This window comes from Sneathiella sp. (assembly GCF_041689005.1).
Taxonomy (GTDB): domain Bacteria; phylum Pseudomonadota; class Alphaproteobacteria; order Sneathiellales; family Sneathiellaceae; genus Sneathiella.
In genome coordinates, this window is sequence record NZ_JBDNHC010000019.1 from 24519 (window position 1) to 43052 (window position 18534).

At 52.4% G+C, this 18534-nt stretch carries 17 protein-coding genes; 13 read left to right on the forward strand and 4 right to left on the reverse strand.

Annotation, left to right across the window (positions count from 1 at the left end; translation table 11 throughout):
• The first annotated feature begins 19 nt into the window (after positions 1-19).
• A complete protein-coding gene (locus tag ACESNI_RS02230; protein ID WP_373084586.1) occupies positions 20-976 on the forward strand; it encodes an acetyl-CoA carboxylase carboxyltransferase subunit alpha in 957 nt (318 codons plus the stop codon).
• An 18-nt stretch (positions 977-994) separates the two neighbouring features.
• Here the strand turns inward: ACESNI_RS02230 and ACESNI_RS02235 are convergent, their stop codons facing one another.
• Positions 995-1831: an SDR family NAD(P)-dependent oxidoreductase gene (locus ACESNI_RS02235; protein ID WP_373084588.1), complete on the reverse strand. Its 837-nt coding sequence runs from the start codon at positions 1829-1831 to the stop codon at positions 995-997.
• A 320-nt stretch (positions 1832-2151) separates the two neighbouring features.
• Here ACESNI_RS02235 and ACESNI_RS02240 point away from each other — a divergent pair, with 320 nt between their 5' ends.
• Both ACESNI_RS02240 and ACESNI_RS02245 read left to right on the forward strand, forming a co-directional pair.
• Complete coding sequence (locus tag ACESNI_RS02240) at positions 2152-3225, forward strand: EAL domain-containing protein (RefSeq protein WP_373084590.1); 1074 nt, start codon at positions 2152-2154, stop codon at positions 3223-3225.
• A 54-nt stretch (positions 3226-3279) separates the two neighbouring features.
• Complete coding sequence (locus ACESNI_RS02245) at positions 3280-4155, forward strand: TIGR01459 family HAD-type hydrolase (RefSeq protein WP_373084592.1); 876 nt, start codon at positions 3280-3282, stop codon at positions 4153-4155.
• A gap of 19 nt (positions 4156-4174) precedes the next feature.
• Here ACESNI_RS02245 and ACESNI_RS02250 read toward each other — a convergent pair whose 3' ends face one another.
• Together ACESNI_RS02250 and ACESNI_RS02255 are read right to left on the reverse strand one after the other, a co-directional pair.
• Positions 4175-4798: a protein phosphatase CheZ gene (locus tag ACESNI_RS02250; protein WP_373084594.1), complete on the reverse strand. Its 624-nt coding sequence runs from the start codon at positions 4796-4798 to the stop codon at positions 4175-4177.
• On the reverse strand, positions 4798-5184 hold the full coding sequence (locus ACESNI_RS02255; RefSeq protein ID WP_373084596.1) for a response regulator: 387 nt from the start codon (positions 5182-5184) through the stop codon (positions 4798-4800). The genes ACESNI_RS02250 and ACESNI_RS02255 overlap by 1 nt, the downstream gene beginning before the upstream one ends.
• Before the next feature lie 245 nt (positions 5185-5429).
• Here ACESNI_RS02255 and ACESNI_RS02260 point away from each other — a divergent pair, with 245 nt between their 5' ends.
• The 10 genes from ACESNI_RS02260 to ACESNI_RS02305 all read left to right on the forward strand — a co-directional run bounded on the left by ACESNI_RS02260 (position 5430) and on the right by ACESNI_RS02305 (position 17799).
• Entirely contained in the window at positions 5430-5876 is a 447-nt protein-coding gene (locus tag ACESNI_RS02260; protein ID WP_373084598.1) for a MaoC family dehydratase, read from the forward strand.
• A 20-nt stretch (positions 5877-5896) separates the two neighbouring features.
• Positions 5897-6877, forward strand: a complete 981-nt coding sequence (locus ACESNI_RS02265) for a bifunctional riboflavin kinase/FAD synthetase (RefSeq protein WP_373084600.1) — start codon at positions 5897-5899, stop codon at positions 6875-6877.
• A 264-nt stretch (positions 6878-7141) separates the two neighbouring features.
• Complete coding sequence (gene ileS / locus ACESNI_RS02270; RefSeq protein WP_373084603.1) at positions 7142-9961, forward strand: isoleucine--tRNA ligase; 2820 nt, start codon at positions 7142-7144, stop codon at positions 9959-9961.
• 5 nt (positions 9962-9966) lie between these two features.
• Positions 9967-10452 carry a signal peptidase II gene (gene lspA, locus ACESNI_RS02275; RefSeq protein WP_373084606.1) on the forward strand — a complete coding sequence of 162 codons (486 nt, stop codon included), beginning with the start codon at positions 9967-9969 and terminating at the stop codon, positions 10450-10452.
• Positions 10453-11037 carry a DUF3035 domain-containing protein gene (locus ACESNI_RS02280; RefSeq protein ID WP_373084608.1) on the forward strand — a complete coding sequence of 195 codons (585 nt, stop codon included), beginning with the start codon at positions 10453-10455 and terminating at the stop codon, positions 11035-11037.
• A gap of 152 nt (positions 11038-11189) precedes the next feature.
• The gene (locus ACESNI_RS02285) at positions 11190-12557 is read left to right on the forward strand and encodes a M16 family metallopeptidase (RefSeq protein WP_373084610.1); all 1368 of its coding nucleotides are present in this window, start codon (positions 11190-11192) and stop codon (positions 12555-12557) included.
• 3 nt (positions 12558-12560) lie between these two features.
• Positions 12561-13916 (forward strand): M16 family metallopeptidase, encoded by a 1356-nt coding sequence (locus tag ACESNI_RS02290; protein ID WP_373084612.1) that lies wholly within the window; start codon positions 12561-12563, stop codon positions 13914-13916.
• 54 nt (positions 13917-13970) lie between these two features.
• The gene (gene mutL / locus ACESNI_RS02295) at positions 13971-15806 is read left to right on the forward strand and encodes a DNA mismatch repair endonuclease MutL (protein WP_373084614.1); all 1836 of its coding nucleotides are present in this window, start codon (positions 13971-13973) and stop codon (positions 15804-15806) included.
• Between the two features lie 33 nt (positions 15807-15839).
• A complete protein-coding gene (locus ACESNI_RS02300; protein ID WP_373084616.1) occupies positions 15840-17033 on the forward strand; it encodes an NAD(P)/FAD-dependent oxidoreductase in 1194 nt (397 codons plus the stop codon).
• Positions 17026-17799 (forward strand): hypothetical protein, encoded by a 774-nt coding sequence (locus tag ACESNI_RS02305; RefSeq protein ID WP_373084618.1) that lies wholly within the window; start codon positions 17026-17028, stop codon positions 17797-17799. The genes ACESNI_RS02300 and ACESNI_RS02305 overlap by 8 nt, the downstream gene beginning before the upstream one ends.
• Here ACESNI_RS02305 and rsmD read toward each other — a convergent pair.
• Positions 17796-18365 (reverse strand): 16S rRNA (guanine(966)-N(2))-methyltransferase RsmD, encoded by a 570-nt coding sequence (gene rsmD / locus ACESNI_RS02310; protein ID WP_373084623.1) that lies wholly within the window; start codon positions 18363-18365, stop codon positions 17796-17798. The two genes, ACESNI_RS02305 and rsmD, sit on opposite strands and share 4 nt — an antisense overlap.
• Positions 18366-18534: the final 169 nt, after the last annotated feature.

The following is an 18534-nucleotide window of genomic DNA, read 5'->3' on the forward strand; positions in this document are numbered from 1 at the left end:
AGTGGAGCATGGACAATATATGAACAATTTTCTTGAGTTTGAAAAGCCGGTTGCTGATCTTGAAGGCAAGATCCGGGAACTCGAAGGGTTGGAAAATGCCACTGATATCGAAATTAACGAAGATATTGCCAAGCTCCGTCAGAAGGCTCTCCATCAGTTAGAGCAAACCTACGCAAAGCTTACTCCCTGGCAGAAAACGCAAGTGGCCCGCCACGTTGACCGGCCCAAGCTAAACGAAATTACCACCCAGCTCATTGAAGACTATACACCGCTCGCCGGAGACAGGGCCTTTTCCGACGATCAGGCGATCATTGGCGGGTTGGGACGCTTTCGCGGCCAGAGCGTTATGGTGATTGGAACTGAAAAGGGCAAGGACACGGAAAGCCGCCTGCGCCATAATTTTGGGATGGCGCGGCCGGAAGGATATCGAAAAGCCCAGAGGTTGATGAAAATGGCCGATCATTTCGGCTTGCCGATCCTCACCTTTATTGATACGTCAGGTGCCTATCCCGGCATCGGCGCGGAGGAGCGCGGTCAGGCGGAAGCCATTGCCCGTTCAATCGAGGTCTGCCTCGACGTCCGAGTGCCCTTGATTGCATCGATTGTCGGTGAAGGTGGATCGGGCGGTGCCGTTGCCCTCGCGAGTGCGAATACGGTCCTGATGTTCGCGAATGCGGTGTATTCTGTGATTTCCCCGGAGGGCTGTGCCGCAATCCTCTGGAAAACCCGCGACAAGGCTCAGGAAGCAGCAACGGCGATGAAAATTACGGCACAGGATCTCCTGGCCCTGAAGGTTATCGACCGGATTGTTGATGAGCCGATCGGGGGTGCCCAGCGGGATATTCCGGCGGCGATTAACGCGCTGGGGGACGCCGTTGAAGAAGAGCTGGCCAAGCTCATGAAGAAGGAACCCGGCGAACTGCGCGAGGATCGCCGGCGTAAATTCCTTGCAATCGGCCGACTTGAGGGTAATTAGGACGCGGCATGCTTCTCCTTATTCGCCGCGAAATGCTTTTCCCAGATTCTTGACACTTTCCTGATGCGCTGACCAATGCCGACCACCAATCATGCCGCCATCGACGACGATGTCCGCGGCGTTGACGAACGTGGAGTCATCCGAAGCGAGAAACAATGCCGCCTTCGCAATATCCTCTGGCAGACCCGCACGGCGAATAGGTTGTGCCTGAGACAGCAATTGCCCGGCGACTTCGGCAGTATCTTCGGCCGCCTGTCCCTTGAGGCCGAGGGCTTTGCCGAATATACCCGTGGCAATGGCACCCGGTGAAATCGAGTTTACCCGGACATTGCACTCGCCAAGCTCCATCGCGGCACTGCGGGTCAATTGCAGAACGGCGGCTTTCGCACTGCTATAGACCATCGACGTTGAATATCCGGCAAGATGCCCTGCAATACTCCCGTTATTGATGATGCTTCCATATCCCTGCTTTTTCATAATCGGAGCCACGTATTTTATCCCAAGAAGAACACCGCCAAAAAGAAGAGCAAACGCTTCCATTGCTTTTGGATAGTCAATTGTCTCAATACTGCCAACCGGAGCAGGACCTCCGGCGTTGTTGAACAGGCAGTCAATTCGCCCATATTTGTCGGCAACCCCGAGGATCAAGGCCTGCATGTCGGCCTCGACCGAGACATCGGATCGCACAAAATGTACGGCATCGCCAAGTCTGGCGGCAATGGCATTTCCTTCGGCTTCCCGTCGTCCTGAGAATATGACCGTCGCCCCTTCTTTTGCAAAAACTTCGACAGTACGCAAGCCAATCCCGCTTGTACCGCCGGTTATGATGGTTATCTTGCTCTCTAATCGTCCCATTTTTAATCTTCTTTATGTTAAGTTTTCTCCCTCTTTCACTATATCCATATCGGCCGGTCAGGGAATAGATATTTGCAAGCCGAATCCACACTTGCGGATTAGCTTTCCTAATTAAAAATTTTGGTTAAACTAGGCAAAAGAAAGTTTGGGGGAGTTAACGTCGCGTGCTTTATCATGGTATTATCGTTGCCGCATATATATTGTCAGCTATCGTTATAGCGGTTCAGGCACCGGTGTATGTTGACGGGTTAAATCCGGTTACCGGATATTGGGCCGCGGGTGTATTTTTTTTGGTATGTGCCCTCTTTCATGACTTTATTATGCGACATGTCGAACGATCACGGTTTCAGCGGGATGTCTGGAAGTTGCAAAGTGACCTCGCCGATGCCGAAAGTGGATTGGATCGGTTTGGGACGATACTCGGTCGTCTCGCGGGTAAAGACGGCAACATGGATAGCTTTGCCGCGGAAATGCAGATCCTACGCAAGCTGCTGAAACAGCTTTCCGTCGAGGAGACAGACGAAGTTGATGTCACCGCAAAAGCCGAGGAGGCAGAGGAAGTTATCCTTTCCGCAGAGGATGAGATCTCGGAGAAAGCGAGACCCGACATCGGCGAAGCGCCTGGCGACAACGCAACGGGCAAACCAACTGATGATGAAATCCTGGAAATCGTGCGCTCTGGACTGCAGGAAAACAAGGTCGATCTGTATTTGCAGCCTGTCGTTCGCCTGCCCCAGCGCCGCACCCTTTTTTATGAAGCCTTTTCGCGCATTCGTGGGCCAAAGGGTGAAGTGATTACCCCTGGTCAGTATCTGGAAGTAGCTGAACGTACCGGCCTTATCGGGACAATTGACAATCTTCTGCTCATTCGATGTGTGCAACTGATCCGACGGGTTCGCCAGCGTAACAGCGATATCGGGTTTTTCGTCAATGTCTCGTCGCGGACTTTACGGGATACAGCTTTTTTCAAGCAATTTGTTGAGTTTCTGGATCAGAATAAGGATTTAAAGGGAAGCCTTATTCTGGAATTCGCCCAGGAGGAGATCGATGCTGCGACGGACACCGTGCGAAAAGGGTTGGGCACTCTTGCTAAAATGGGATTTTCATTTTCGATGGATCATGTTCACAGGCTGAATCTAGATTTTCATGAGGTCGGAAAGAATAATTTCCGCTACCTGAAAGTGGCTGCCGCCGATCTATTGCCGGGGGGAGCCGGTTTGCCAATGGATATTCATCCTGATGATCTTCGCGAAGCTCTCCTGCGCGAGAATATTGAGCTTATCGCAAGCATGGTGGAAGATGAAGACACGGTTATCGGACTTCTGGATGTGGAAGTCGGTTTTGGGCAGGGGTATCTTTTTGGCGTGCCGAGACCCCCGCAGTCGGTAAATTAACACCTAGCGAACCGGCGTCACAATTTTCCCTGTCTTGTAAAATATGGAATACTAATGACATTCAAAATTATCCCCGGGCTTGCCGATATCGCCCGCCATTATGACGGCTTCATACTGGATCTGTGGGGTGTTGTGCATAACGGTCATGCGCCGTATCCTGGCGCATTGGAGAGTATGGCAAAACTTCGCGAAAACGGTGCGCCGCTCATCCTGTTATCGAACGCGCCGAGAACGCATAATTATGTCGTCGATTTCCTGACACAGATGGGCATCGAACGAACTTGTTATGACCATATACTGACCTCCGGCGATTTGACGCGCGAGGCTCTGGAAAATCGGCAGTATGCTCTTTTGCAGGGAGCGGGGACAAGATTTTACCAAATTGGTGCGGTACGTGATAAAGGCCTGGAGAAAGATCTCGATTATGCCCGGGTATCCTCAATCGACGAAGCTGGCTTCATCATTTGCACGGGTCTGGTGAATGACGAAGTTGAAACGCCTGAAGATTATCGGACACTCTTGCAAGAGGCATTAAGACGTAATCTTCCCATGCTCTGTGCCAATCCGGACCTCACCGTCATGCGGGGCACCAACACGATTTATTGCGCCGGGTCGATTGCGGCACTTTATGAGCAGCTCGGCGGCCGGGTGCTGCTGTTCGGCAAACCCTATCCTGAAGCATATCAAGGATCGATGGGGAAACTCGGAATTATGGATCCGTCAAGAATCCTGGCTGTCGGTGACAGTATGCGCACTGACATCAAGGGAGCAGTGGCGGCGGGTCTGGACAGCGTTTTAATTGGGGGCGGCATTCATGCGGAAGAATGGGGGCTGACTGACGGGGCCGCTCCGGCCAACAGTCAGGTTGAGCAAATCATCAAGCTGTATGGCGTCACGCCGACTTATGTCATGGGCCATATGTGTTGGTAATATTTTCTGTTCTGGGCGATCAATCGAACAACGCGTCTATTTCTTCCTGAGCGGACAGTTGTTCGGACTTCGGGGTTTCAGGCGCGGGGGACGTTTTGCTCTTGGGCGCTATAGTTGCGCTTTCATCGAAAATGGTGTCAATAAATTGCTGGTTAATTCCTTCTCCGGCGAGGGCCGGCCCGTTCAGTAACTGGGCTTCCTCATCGGTTTCCTGATCGGATATTTCAGCTGATCCGGTTTGGTCTGATTTATGTCCCCAGGCCTTCGTCAGCCGGGCCAAATGCTGTTCAATATACTCAAGTGTGGCAACTACCTTGCTTATCCGCTGACCGGTAATGTCCTGGAATGAACAGGCTTCGAATATCTGAAGGCAGGCATCATTGACGACATCCGGTTCTGTCACCTTGGCGGACATAATGCTTTCGGTCGCGGTCATAATCTGGTTCGTGGCATTTTCGGTTGCCTCGACAATTGCATCAAGCTCTTTTCCCACGCGGGGCAGCTTGTCTTGCTTCAGATCATTGGGGCGCATTTCAGCAATTTCACTTCTAGCCGCCGTAATGAAGTTTGCCAGGTCCCGGCAATCCTGATGGAGATCAGAAATTTCTTGTCGAAGGCGAGCTGTTTCAGTCAACTCAGCCACTAGAATTCGCCCAGAACGGACGTAATCTTGGTTTTCAGCGTGGCGGCATTAAATGGTTTTACAATGTAGTTATTGACCCCTGCTTTTTTTGCCGCGATAACATTTTCTGTCTTGGATTCGGCTGTAATCATGATGAACGGGGTTGTTTTCAGGGTTTCGTCCGCACGAACCTCTTTCAACAGCTGATATCCCGTCATCGGTTCCATATTCCAGTCGGAAATTATCAACCCATAATTTTTTGTGCGCATTTTCGCTAGTGCGGCAGAGCCGTCTGCGGCTTCATCGACAACATTAAATCCAAGTTGTTTCAATAGGTTGCGGATAATACGCAACATTGTTTTATAATCATCAACAATAAGAATCGACATATTCATATCGACAGCCATGGAATCGCCCTTTTGCTTATACCTTTAAAGAACAAGGCTCAAATAAATTTCATGTAATACAATACCTCGTGTCGGGTAGGGTATGTCACGGAAGCTGAAAAAATAGTTAAAATTGCACCAAGCATCGCGGAAACTGTTTCCCGTTGGGCAATGTTATTTTATGTGAATAGGCAAGACGCTTGCGGCCGCGATAAAATTTCTTCTATATTGCCTCGCTTCCAACGGCGGAAAAGAGTAGGAATTGAATGTCTGATTACGACGATTTACATGGGTATTATCTTGAAGATTTGACCGTCGGTATGACGGAAGTCTATGCCAAGACAATTACAGAAGCAGATATTGTCATGTTTGCGGGAATATCCGGCGATACAAACCCTGTTCATCTTAACGCTGAATTTGCGGAAAAAACAATATTCAAGGAACGTATTGCGCATGGCATGCTGTCTGCGGCGCTTCTGTCGACAATTTTTGGGACCAAGCTGCCGGGACCCGGGGCGATTTATGTAAATCAGAGTCTCAGTTTCAAGGCGCCGGTCTGTATTGGGGATACCGTCATCGCCCGCGCGACTTTGCGGGAAATAAACGGAAAACGGGTCGGATTTGATTGCGTCTGTACCATAGGCGACACCGTTATACTGGAAGGGGACGCTACTTTAATGGTATCAAGGCGTATTCAAGAAAAGAAAATTTGATATACGGGAATATCTGTACCATGCGTATTTTGCGTGACTATCGTAAAGTCCCCGAAGAATGTCAGGGGCTGGTTCTTGCAATCGGTAATTTTGATGGTGTCCATCGCGGACATCAGGCAGTTATCGCCGAGGCACAGAAGCAGGCGGACAAACTAGGGGTGCCGTCAGGTGTCCTGACCTTTGAGCCTCATTCCCGGGAGTTTTTTGCGCCCGATGCTCCACCTTTTCGGTTATCCACTCTGGAAACGAAAGCTGCGCATTTGAAATGGCTGGGTGTCGACGTGATGGTCGCCCTTAAATTCGACCTCGCCTTTTCGCAAAAATCCGCTGAAGAATTCGTAAAGGATGTTTTAGTGGACGGATATAAGACCATTCACGTGGTCGTCGGGTATGATTTTATTTTTGGTCACAAGCGGCAGGGAACAACGGTCGTTCTTGCTGCGCTTGCGAAAAAATTCGGATTTGGCCTGACGGTGGTGGAACCGGTGGGAGAGGAGACGACGATCTTTTCCTCGACTGCCATACGCGAATGCCTGAAACAGGGTGATCCGTCAAAAGCCGCAGCCCTGCTCGGCCATTGGTGGGAGGTGGAAGGCACGGTCGTTGACGGTGACAGGCGCGGCCGTACAGTTGGCTTTCCAACGGCAAATATTCCTCTTGTCGGCTATCATCATCCAAAACTAGGGGTCTATGCGGTCCGGGTCGGCCTGCAAAATGGGACGCATGTCGACTGGATCAATGGTGTCGCAAATTTTGGCAAGCGCCCCACTTTTGATAAAAAAGATGTGCTGCTGGAAGTTCATATTCTGGACTGGTCGGGAGATTTATACGGGCAGACGTCGAGAGTCGCGTTCGTTGACTTTATCCGGCCTGAAATGAAATTTGCAGGGATTGATGAGCTTACGGTGCAGATTGCCCTGGATGTAAAGGCCGCGCGAACAATTTTGGCGGAGCCGGACAACCGGCAAACCAAATATGCGGACAAGAAGACCCTTTCTTAACATTGTCCATTTTTTGCCTTTGATTTCTCGACAGCGGATAACGGAGTTGGTAAAAGACTTGCCATGATAGAGTTTTTGGCAGTTCACAAGGGTGAAAGCGCCAGCCACGGCGTTTATGAACGAATTACAATCCCGGTCTTCTTCGGATAAGGCCGGGTAAAGAAGGTTCATGCCTGATGACCAGGATGAAAGCCAGAGAATTTCGGCGTTTTTCGCCGCATGTTTACCAAGATATTTTGACACTGTTAGGATCAGTTTGCCGCCATGAGCACTGACTATAAATCGACGCTTTTTTTACCTCGTACTGACTTCCCAATGAAGGGCGGGCTTCCGGCCAAGGAACCCGGGTTGCTCGATCGCTGGGAGAAAATGGATTTGTTTGAACGCCAGAGGGCGCAATCAAAGGACGCCGAGAAATTCATTCTCCATGATGGGCCACCCTATGCCAATGGCAATTTGCATATTGGCCACGCCATGAACAAGATTTTGAAGGATGTCATCAATCGCTCGCAGCAGATGATGGGGAAGAATGCCCATTATGTGCCGGGCTGGGACTGTCATGGCTTGCCGATTGAATGGAAAATTGAAGAAAAATACAGGAAAGCTGGAAAAGACAAGGACGACGTGCCGGTCGCGGAATTTCGCAAGGAATGCCGGGATTTTGCAACTTATTGGGTTGATATCCAAAAGCAGGAGTTCAAGCGTCTTGGCGTGATTGGCGATTGGGAACGGCCCTATTTGACCATGAGCTATGACGCGGAAGCACAGATTGTGCGTGAGCTACTCAAATTCCTCATGAACGGTGGGCTCTATCGTGGATCGAAGCCGGTCATGTGGTCACCGGTTGAGAAGACAGCGCTGGCTGAGGCTGAACTTGAATATCACGATCATACGTCAACGACGATCCATGTTCGCTTTCCGGTAAGATCCGGCCCGGAAGAATTCAAGGGAGCATCCATCGTCATCTGGACGACGACACCCTGGACCATGCCGGGCAACCGCGCCATCGCCTATGGCGAGGACATGGATTATGTCGGCGTGACAGTTACCGGAGTAGAGGACGGATCGCTCGCCGTTGTGGGCGAGAAGCTGTTTGTTGCCGCAGATCTTCTGGATGCTGTCAAAAAGGAAACCGGCATTTCTGGTGCCGACATCTTTTGGGAGGGCAAGGGAGCGGCCTTCAAAGGTGTTATCTGCGATCATCCCTTTAAGGGTCAGGGCTATGATTTTGATGTCCCTGTTGTTGACGGCGACCACGTCACCATGGATGCCGGTACCGGCTTCGTTCATACGGCACCGGGGCATGGTCAGGAAGACTATGAAGTCGGATTGGTTCATGGGCTGGAAATACCGCAGACGGTGGGTGAAGACGGCACCTTCTATGATCATGTGCCAATGTTTGCCGGACAGCATGTCTATAAGTGCAATGAGAATGTTGCTGATGAACTGGAAAAGGCCGGGGCGCTTCTTAAACGTGGGAAACTGGTTCATTCATATCCGCATTCGTGGCGATCAAAGGCACCATTGATTTTCCGGAATACCAGTCAGTGGTTCATCTCCATGAAAACCAATGACTTGCGCGATAAGGCCCTGAAAGCGATTGACGAGACCAAATGGTTTCCGGCATCAGGGCGCAATCGTATGCATGCTATGATATCGGGCCGGCCCGACTGGGTCTTGTCCCGGCAGCGTGCCTGGGGTGTCCCGATAACTGTTTTCACCCATAAAGAAACGGGTGAGCTACTCCGTGACGAGACAATAAACGCTCGCATTCTGGATATCATGGAAGATGAGGGGGCGGATGCCTGGTTTGAATCCCCGTCCTCACGATTCCTTGGCAATGACTATGATGCCAATGACTATGAAATGGCGAGAGACATTCTGGATGTCTGGTTCGATTCCGGCTGTACTCATGCCTTTACGCTCGAGGCGAGACCGGAGCTGCGATGGCCCGCATCGCTTTATCTGGAAGGCACTGATCAGCATCGGGGCTGGTTCCATTCATCCTTGCTGGAATCCTGTGGGACCCGTGGCCGTGCGCCCTATGATGCCGTCTTGACCCATGGCTTTGTCATGGACGGGAAGGGTCGCAAGATGTCGAAGTCTCTCGGCAATGTCATTGCGCCGCAGAAAATCATAGACGTGAACGGCGCCGATATATTGCGGCTTTGGGTTGTCGCCTCTGATTATTCCGAGGATATGCGTATTGGCGACGAGATCGTTAAGGGGCAAGTCGACAGTTATCGTCGGCTTCGCAATACCTTGCGCTTCATCCTCGGCAACCTCGATGGCTGGGAGGAGGAGGAGCGGCTTGAAGTTGCAGAGATGCCGGAACTTGAGAAATGGGTCTTGCATCGCTTGTCGGAACTTGATCTGCTAATTCGTCGGAATTGCACTGTTTATGAATTCAGCCGTGTTTTTTCGGCTATTCATAATTTCTGTACACTGGAACTGTCTGCCTTTTACTTTGATATCCGCAAAGACGTCCTTTATTGCGATGGCAAAAATGATATACGCCGCCGTGCCGCGCGCACAGTCCTTGACCATCTCTTCAACTGCCTGACAGCTTGGCTGGCACCCATGCTTGTCTTCACGGCGGAAGAAACCTGGCTGACCCGGTTTCCGGGCGATGAAAGTAGTGTGCATCTGCGCCAGTTCCCTGAAATCCCGGCTGAATGGGAGAACGGCGCGCTTATAGACCGCTGGTTCAGTGTGCGAGCTTTCCGCCGTGTGGTAACCGGCGCGCTCGAGATCGAACGGCGCGAAAAGCGGATTGGATCGAGTTTGCAGGCGACGCCAACCGTATATGTGACGGAGGCATATAAAGCTGTTCTCGACGGGCTAAATCTAGCGGATATCTGCATCACGTCCGGGGTGACAATTTCGACCGAAGCGGCGCCGGAGGGCGCGTTCAGACTTGAAGAGGTCGCTGGAGTTGCCGTTGTGTCAGCGCTTGCGGATGGTCAGAAATGTGAACGTTGCTGGAAGGTTCTGGACGAAGTGGGAACCAATGAAAATCACGCCGATCTTTGTGTTCGCTGTGCCGATGTTGTCGATAGCTTGTCGCTTCAGGAAGAGGCGTAACATTTATGTTCCGCATTGGGATAATCGTCGCGATCGCCGTATTGGCAATTGACCAGATCAGCAAGATCTACCTGATAGATGTGATGGCCGCGCATCCGCTTGGCATCGAAGTTACATCCTTTTTCAATCTGGTCATGGTCTGGAACCGCGGTGTCAGCTTTGGCATGTTTGCCGGGGATAATATGCGGTGGATTTTGGTAGGAGTTTCCAGTGTAATTTCCATCGTGATCATCGTCTGGCTTGGAAAGGCGACAAATAAGGTCCTTGCCATTGGTCTCGGGTTTGTTCTTGGCGGCGCAGTGGGAAATATAATCGATCGCGTTCGCCTTGGCGCAGTCGCGGATTTTTTCGATTTTGATCTCATCTTCATGCGCTGGCCGGCGTTTAATGTCGCGGATATGGCAATTATCGTTGGCGTCGCGTTTATTGTACTTGAAAACTTGTTTCAGGACCGGAAATCCGATAAAATAGCGCGAAGAAAGGGGCATTAAATGCAAAGAGTGAGCTCTGTTATAGGCTTTATCCTGTTGGCCGCTATAACCCTGACCGGGTGTGATAGTACGAAACAAGCACTTGGAATCGGGACAAAAAAAGCCCCCGATGAGTTCACGGTGATTACCAAGGCCCCGTTGATTATTCCTCCTGATTTTTCCTTGAGGCCGCCGGCTCCGGGGCAAAAGGGGCCTCAGGACGCACTCGCCGAGAACAGCGCGAGAACGGCTCTTCTGGGTGCACAGGCAGCTCCTGCGCCGGTCACCAAGGATGAAGTGGCAGAGGCCGGAATATCGGCTGGCGAGTTGGCATTGCTGCGACAGGCGGGTGCCGAAAATGTCAATCCGGATATACGGCAGATTGTTAATACGGAAACAGCAATGCTGGCCGAAGACGACGAATCGTTTTTAGAGCGGGTTATGTTCTGGCAGGACCAGCCGCCCTACGGAACTGTGGTCAATCCGGCAAAAGAGAAAAAGCGTCTTCAGGAAAATGCCGCCCTTGGGGACACCCCGGGAGAAGGCGGAGACACGCCGATTATTGAGCGAAAAAAGCGGGCGTTACTTGAAGGACTATTTAATTAATTTCCTTGCCATTGATGCAAACGTCAGCTTTCTAACCAAGACTTTCGTGGGGCATATCCGACCGCATCACGAAACTATGTGATAATTCCCTTGTAAATATTATTTCAATGTCTTTATTCATAGAGACGGAATAGCGCGACCGGAGAATTTTTATGGGTCATTGGCGACAGACTTTTCTTTTCCTTTTTCTTGTAGCGACAGGGGCATGTGCGGGGCCGATAGCGGCCATTTCAGCCGACAAAATTCCAACGCTGTTCGATCCCAAGATAACGACGCTCGACAACGGCCTCGAAGTCGTGGTCCTTGAGGATCACCGGGCGCCGGTCGTGACCCAGATGGTTTGGTACAAGATCGGTGCGGCCGACGAGCCTCCGCTTAAATCTGGTATTGCGCATTTCCTTGAACATTTGATGTTCAAGGGAACGGATAAGCTGAAGCCGGGGGAATTTTCCTCAATTGTTGCTAAAAACGGCGGACAGGAGAACGCCTTCACGTCGCAGGATTACACGGCATATTATCAAAATGTCAGTGTCGACAAGCTTCCACTATTCATGGAGATGGAGGCCGACCGGATGGCTAATCTAGTTTTGACCGATGAGACGGTTGGGCCGGAGCTGCAAGTCGTGCTTGAGGAAAGATCGATGCGCACAGACAATAATCCCTCTGCCCTTTTTGCCGAACAGTTTAATGCGGCCCAATTTCTCGCCCACCCATACGGTACGCCGGTAATTGGCTGGCATCATGAAATTGAGCAGTTGACGACCCAGGATGCTGTCGACTGGTATAAAACTTATTATGCCCCGAATAATGCCATTTTAATTGTTGCCGGCGACGTTAAGGCCGAAGAGGTCTTCGACATGGCGCGAAAATATTATGGACCGATCAAGGCCGTTGATATTCCCAAACGGGAGCGGGTACAGGAACCGCCTCAACTCGCCAAGCGCACCGTTGAGATGAGCGACAAACGTGTACGCCAACCGTCGTGGCAACAAAGCTATCTCGCCCCGTCAACGCGCAGCAAGGACCAGAAAAACATAAGGGCACTGGAAGTCCTTAGCGAAATTCTCGGTGGCGGCGTGACCAGTCGTCTTTACGGCGGACTTGTCGTCGATAAGAAAATCGCCTCCGACGCCGGAGCCTACTACCAGTCGGGCTCTTATGATAAATCGACCTTTGTTGTCTATGCAAGTCCGACTGCCAATTATGACCTTGACCAGGTTGAAGCGGCGGTACAGGAAATTGTTGCTGACATCGTTGCAAACGGGGTGACGGAGACAGAGTTGGCCCGTGCGAAAAGGCAAATGCTGGCCGATGCGATCTATGCGCGCGACAGCATTCGGGGGGCCGCAAATATATTTGGCGCCGCCCTTGCGAGTGGAGAGGCACTTGAGCAAATTGTCGACTGGCCAAAACACATTTCCGAAGTATCGGCCGAGGATGTCCAGTCCGCGGCACAACGCCTGTTTGATGAGCGGAGATCGGTTGTCGGCCGGCTGCTGCCAGAAAATGTGAGAAGTTAGGAAATGCATATACAAAGACCTCGCTCCCTAATGGCCATTTTCGTCGGCCTGCTTTTAATCGGGTTATTCAGCGTGCCGGTACGGGCGGCTGACATACAGGAAGTCGTCAGCCCCGGTGGCATTAAAGCCTGGCTGGTTGAAGAACATTCGATCCCTATCGTGAGCATGAATGTCGTCTGGCGCGGTGGATCCAGCCTTGATCCTGCGGACAAGGCTGGCTTGGCTCATCTTGCCGCCTCGACCATGGATGAGGGCGCCGGTGAGCTCGACAGCAAGGCCTTTCAGGGACGGCTTTCCGACCTTGCAATCGAGCTTAGTTTCGACGTTGGTAAGGATAATTTCTCGGGCAGCCTTAAAACGCTCAGTGAAAATACCGATGAAGCCTTCCGCCTGCTTGGCCTGGCGCTCAGCGCGCCCCGATTTGACGAGGAGCCGGTAGAGCGCATCAGGGCGCAAATCCTGACGTCGCTGAATAGACAACTCTCGGACCCGAGGAGTCTTGCGGGGGAGGCATGGTTCCGTTTGGCGTTTGGGGATCATCCCTATAGCCAGCCAACGGACGGGACACTCAAAACGATGGCAGCAGTCACCCGCCAAGATCTTGCAGATTTTGCTAAAACCGCGCTTGGCAAGGATAACATGATTATCGGCGTGGTCGGCGATATCGATGCAAAAAAGCTGGCCGCCTTACTGGATAGTACTTTCGGGGCGCTCCCGGCGACGGCAACTGCACGCCCCATTCCAGACGTGAAACCCCTGGCGGAAGCGGCGATCGAAATTATCCCGCAGGATATCCCTCAAAGTCTGGTCACTTTCGGGGGGCAAGGCGTGAAACGGGATGACCCGGATTATTACGCGGCATATGTGTTGAATTACATTCTGGGTGGCGGCAGTTTTGAATCGCGCCTGACTGATGAAGTTCGGGAAAAAAGGGGTCTGGTGTATTCCATCTACACCTATCTTTACCCACTGGACGCCTCGGGCCTGCAGCTGGGTGGGTTCGGGACAGGGAATGCGTCGGTGAAAAAAGCATTATCACTTGTTGAGCAGGAAATAGCGGGGATTCGAGAAAATGGGGTTACAGCTGATGAGCTTTCCAATGCCAAGACTTATCTAAATGGCTCCTTCCCCTTGAGCCTGTCCTCAAACGCAAGCATTGCAGGCATTCTGGTCGCCATGCAAGTGAGCGATCTCCCGATTAAGTACCTGGACCAGCGGGCCTCTCTTATCAATGCCGTAACTCAGGCAGATGTCAAACGGGTTGCTCGGAAAATACTTGATCCCGAAAAGCTGATTGTGGTCGTTGTCGGCAAGCCAGTTGGACTTGACCCCATGGGGGCAGGTGTCAAAAAGCAATAGGTTAGGGACCGTTATTTTGTTACTGTCGGGACCGATAATCCTGCAGGACAGATAATGACGTTAAGACGCCTTCCAGAAAATATTGTCAACCAGATCGCCGCCGGTGAAGTCGTGGAACGACCGGCTTCGGCAGTTAAGGAACTGGTCGAAAACGCCATAGATGCCGGTGCAACAAAAATCGATGTTGTGATGCGGAACGGCGGCCGGTCGCTGATCACCGTAACCGACAATGGGGCGGGAATGACGGCCGATGAACTTATGCTGTCGTTCGAGCGCCACGCGACATCAAAGCTCCCGGATGATGACCTGGTTTTTATCCAGAACCTGGGGTTCCGGGGTGAGGCCATCCCTTCCATAGCCTCTGTCAGCAGGATGACGATCACCACTCGGCCTGAAAAGGCGAAAAATGCCTGGTCCCGAACCGTCGAAGGGGGCCGCCACGGCCCGGTTGAGCCCGTTGGGGGAACGGAAGGGACGCGAGTCGAAGTCCGGGACATTTTCTTTGCCACACCGGCACGTCTTAAATTCCTGAAAACAGAGCGAGCGGAATTCGGGGCGGCCCTCGATGCGCTTCGACGGCTCGCCATGGCCTATCCGTCAATCGCCTTCACAATTGCTGACGACAGCCGGGTTGCGCTTCGTGTGAATGCGGCGCAAGGCGATTTGTTTGAAGCCTGGCTTGACCGCTTGAGCGCGATCATGGGGCGTGATTTTGCTAATAATGCGATCAAAATCGATGCTGAACGGGACGGTATAAGGCTCGCGGGCTACGCCGGGGTTCCAACGTTCAATCGCGGTAATGCGGCCATGCAATTCATGTTCGTCAACGGCCGCCCGGTTCGCGACAAGCTCTTTACGGGAGCTGTACGCGGGGCCTATATGGATCTGCTGGCCCGCAACCGGCATCCGTTGCTGGCGCTGTTTCTTGAACTGCCGCCGGATCAGGTGGATGTCAATGTTCATCCGGCAAAGGCGGAAGTACGCTTTCGGGATTCCGGCGGTGTTCGCGGTCTTATCGTTGGCGCACTTCGTCACGCCCTGGCCGAACATGGACACCGTGCTTCCTCCACGATATCCGGGCAGGCCCTCGGCGCGTTTCGCAATGAAACGATGTCCCCTCTTCCCCTGCAATCACGGGCAGGAGGGTCCGGCGGATGGGGCCGATGGAATGAAATGCCGGCGGCTATTTCCCCGGGTCTTGCCGAAGAAAACAGCGCCTATCAGGCTCCCCTTGCCAGCGACTCACCGCCGATGGCGCGGGCGGCTGACAGCAGTATGGGAAAGTCATCTTCGGGGCCACAACTGGAACAATACCCGCTCGGTGCAGCCCGTAGCCAGCTGCATGAAACCTATATTGTCGCGCAGACGACAAACGGCCTGATCCTCGTTGACCAGCATGCGGCCCATGAACGTTTGGTCATGGAACGCATGAAGAAGCAACTGGCGGAAAAACGGGTTGCCCGGCAAATGCTGCTTTTGCCTGAGGTGGTCGAACTGGAAGAAGTCGCGGCCGGTAGGCTTGCTGAGCGGGCGGAAGAACTTGCTGAAATGGGGCTGGTGCTGGAGCCCTTCGGTATTGGCGCCGTGGTCGTGCGCGAAACCCCGGCCATGCTCGGGGATTGCAATATAAAAGGCCTTGTTCAGGATCTCGCTGACGACCTTGGAGAATTGGACACGGCCCTCGCCCTGAAAGACCGGCTGGACGATGTTTGTGCGACCATGGCCTGCCACGGATCTGTGAGGGCCGGGAGACGTCTTTCAATTGACGAAATGAATGCGTTGCTTCGGGAAATGGAAATTACCCCGCACAGCGGACAATGTAACCACGGACGCCCAACTTATGTTGAACTGCAATTAAGTGATATTGAAAAGCTGTTCGGGCGCCGTTAAATCTCGCATTTAAACATATATAAGGCTGCTAGCATGAGTTCTGCGCCGAAGCAGGAATTTGATGTCATTATTATCGGGGCCGGAGCCGCGGGGATGATGTGTGCCCTTGAGGCGGGAAAACGCGGTCGGCAAGTTTTGCTTCTAGAAAAAGCGAAAAAGACCGGTCAAAAGATCCTGATTTCTGGTGGGGGCCGTTGCAATTTTACGAATATCTTTGCTCGACCCGAGAGTTTTCTCTCGAACAACCCCCATTTTTGTAAGTCGGCTCTCACTCGATATACGCAAACGGATTTTATCTCTCTGGTTGAGAAACAGGGAATTGCCTATCACGAGAAGAAGCTGGGTCAACTTTTCTGTGACGGCAGTGCCGCCGCCATCGTTGACTTGCTGGAGGCGGAATGCGCGGAGGCGAATGTCAGTATCTGGCGGGATGCGGGCGCGAAGGCCATCCGCCAATGCGACGACTGTTTTGCGGTCTCGGTGAACGACCGGAGTATTTCGGCGTCCTCTGTCGTGATCGCAACGGGCGGGCTTTCTATTCCGAAGCTTGGGGCGAATGATTTTGCCTATCGGATAGCGAAAACCTTTGGCCTTCAACTTGTGACGCCAAAACCGGGCCTGGTGCCGCTGACGTTCGATCCCAAGGATAAGATGCGTTTTTCCGAGCTGACGGGGATTTCTGCGGATGTAATGATCCATTGCAGGAAAACCAGCTTCCGGGAAAATCTGTTGTTTACCCATCGCGGATTAAGCGGCCCGGCGATTTTGCAGATTTCCTCCTTCTGGCAGACAGGAGAGCCGATTTACATTGATTTCCTGCCGGACGTCAATTGTGAGACCTTGCTGAAAGACAAGCGGCGCGATCAGCCCAAATCCAATGTCGCCAAAATCCTGGGAGAGCATTTAGCCAGCCGTTTGGTTGTTAAGCTGCTTGCGGAATTTCCTTCATTGCCCGAACTCGGTAATTGTTCAGATAAACTCATTCAAAAGCTTGCAGCAGCCATCAACCGGGTGAAACTTCTTCCCAACGGGACCGAAGGGTTTGCCAAGGCGGAAGTCACGGTGGGCGGGGTTAGCACGGACGAGCTTAATTCAAAAACCATGGAGATAAAGTCTGTTCCGGGCCTATATTTTATTGGTGAGGCTGTTGACGTCACCGGGTTTCTCGGCGGATATAACTTCCAGTGGGCCTGGTCCTCCGGTTATGTGGCGGGGCAATATGCCTGATAGTTTCAATGAACAGGACTGGCTTTCCCTCGCGCCGGAACTCACAATCGGCGGGGACGTGAAAGTCGAAGACATTGCGCTTTCCAATTTCGAGCTCAAAACCATCGCCGAGACTTTCTGGGCGGAGGGATATATGCAGTTTCCTCGCATTTTCCAGGAGTCCAGCATAAAACCAGTACGTGAGGCGATGCAGACGCTTCACGATCAGGCGATTCCGCCGGTTTATATCTATGTCTATGATCAGCCGTGGCAGCTATTTGCTCGGCTGAGCTGTCTTTTGCATTATTTTCTCGGCAATAATTTTGCAGTTTTGCCCAATCTGTGGGCTTGGCATCTTGCAAAAGAGGGAGATTCCGGATGGTCGATGCATCGCGACTGTGATGCGCAAACAGTTTTTGACGTGAACGGTGACAAACTTCTTATGAGTCTCTCCCTATGGCTGCCGCTTACCGATGCGACTGAGAATAATGGATGCATGTCCGTCCGCCTCCGTAATGGTGAGGCGGCGCGGGCGCTTCCGGTTAAGGCGGGCTCCCTCCTTGGATGGGCACAGGATTTATATCATTGGGGCGGCGCCTATACGGATCAGGCAGAAAATCCCCGCCTCAGCCTGTCACTTGAATTTCAGAACACAGCGTTTCACCCTCTCGCTGAACCGTTACTGACCTTCTCGCAACTGCCTTCATTTTCCGAGCGGCACGCGCTTATCGCGGAACAGTTTGGAAAATATCGTCACATTGAGTCCGGTATAGGGAAGGGGGCCTAGCGTAGTTTGAAAAACAGGAGCCGCGCCGCGCCATAGGTGCGCTCTTTCAGAAGGTCAAGCGTATCAGGCGCGGTAAAGGCTTCTTTTGCTGCAAGTTCCACTACCATAACTGCCGCTGGTTTTAACCAGTTTCCCGCAAGGAGCCCCTTGATACAGGGTGTAACAAGCCCTCCCTGATAAGGGGGGTCGAGCAATATTAGGTCATAAGGCTCACCAGCGATGCCCGGTTTTGCACCATCCCTGTTGAGCATATCGGCGGCGCCTGTTGCACTGATATTCTGGACATTTTCCTTTATCAGTTTGAGGCTTTGTGGATGGTTATCGATAAATGTTACATGCTTGGCCTCTCTTGACAGGGCTTCAAGCCCAAGCGCGCCGGTTCCGGCAAAAACATCAAGGACCCGGGCATTGTGGGGAAGGGCGCCGAATTCGCTCCGCATCCCGCCATCATGAGCTAGAATATTGAACAAGGCTTCGCGGGTCCGATCCGATGTCGGGCGGATACGTTTGTCTACAGGCAGGAGTAGCTTTTTGCCCCGAAACTTTCCACCGACAATTCGCATTATCGCGACCGCTTGGGCGCCGTCCGGGCTTTCAGGATTTGCCGTTTATGCGTGCCGGTTGCGGTGGACGTCGGGCCATCCGGTTTCGTTATCGTTTTACGCTTGCCCCGTGGCGGTCGCGCAGGTCGCTGGCCCGGTTTTGGTGGTTCCGGTTCGTCATCAAACCTGGCAA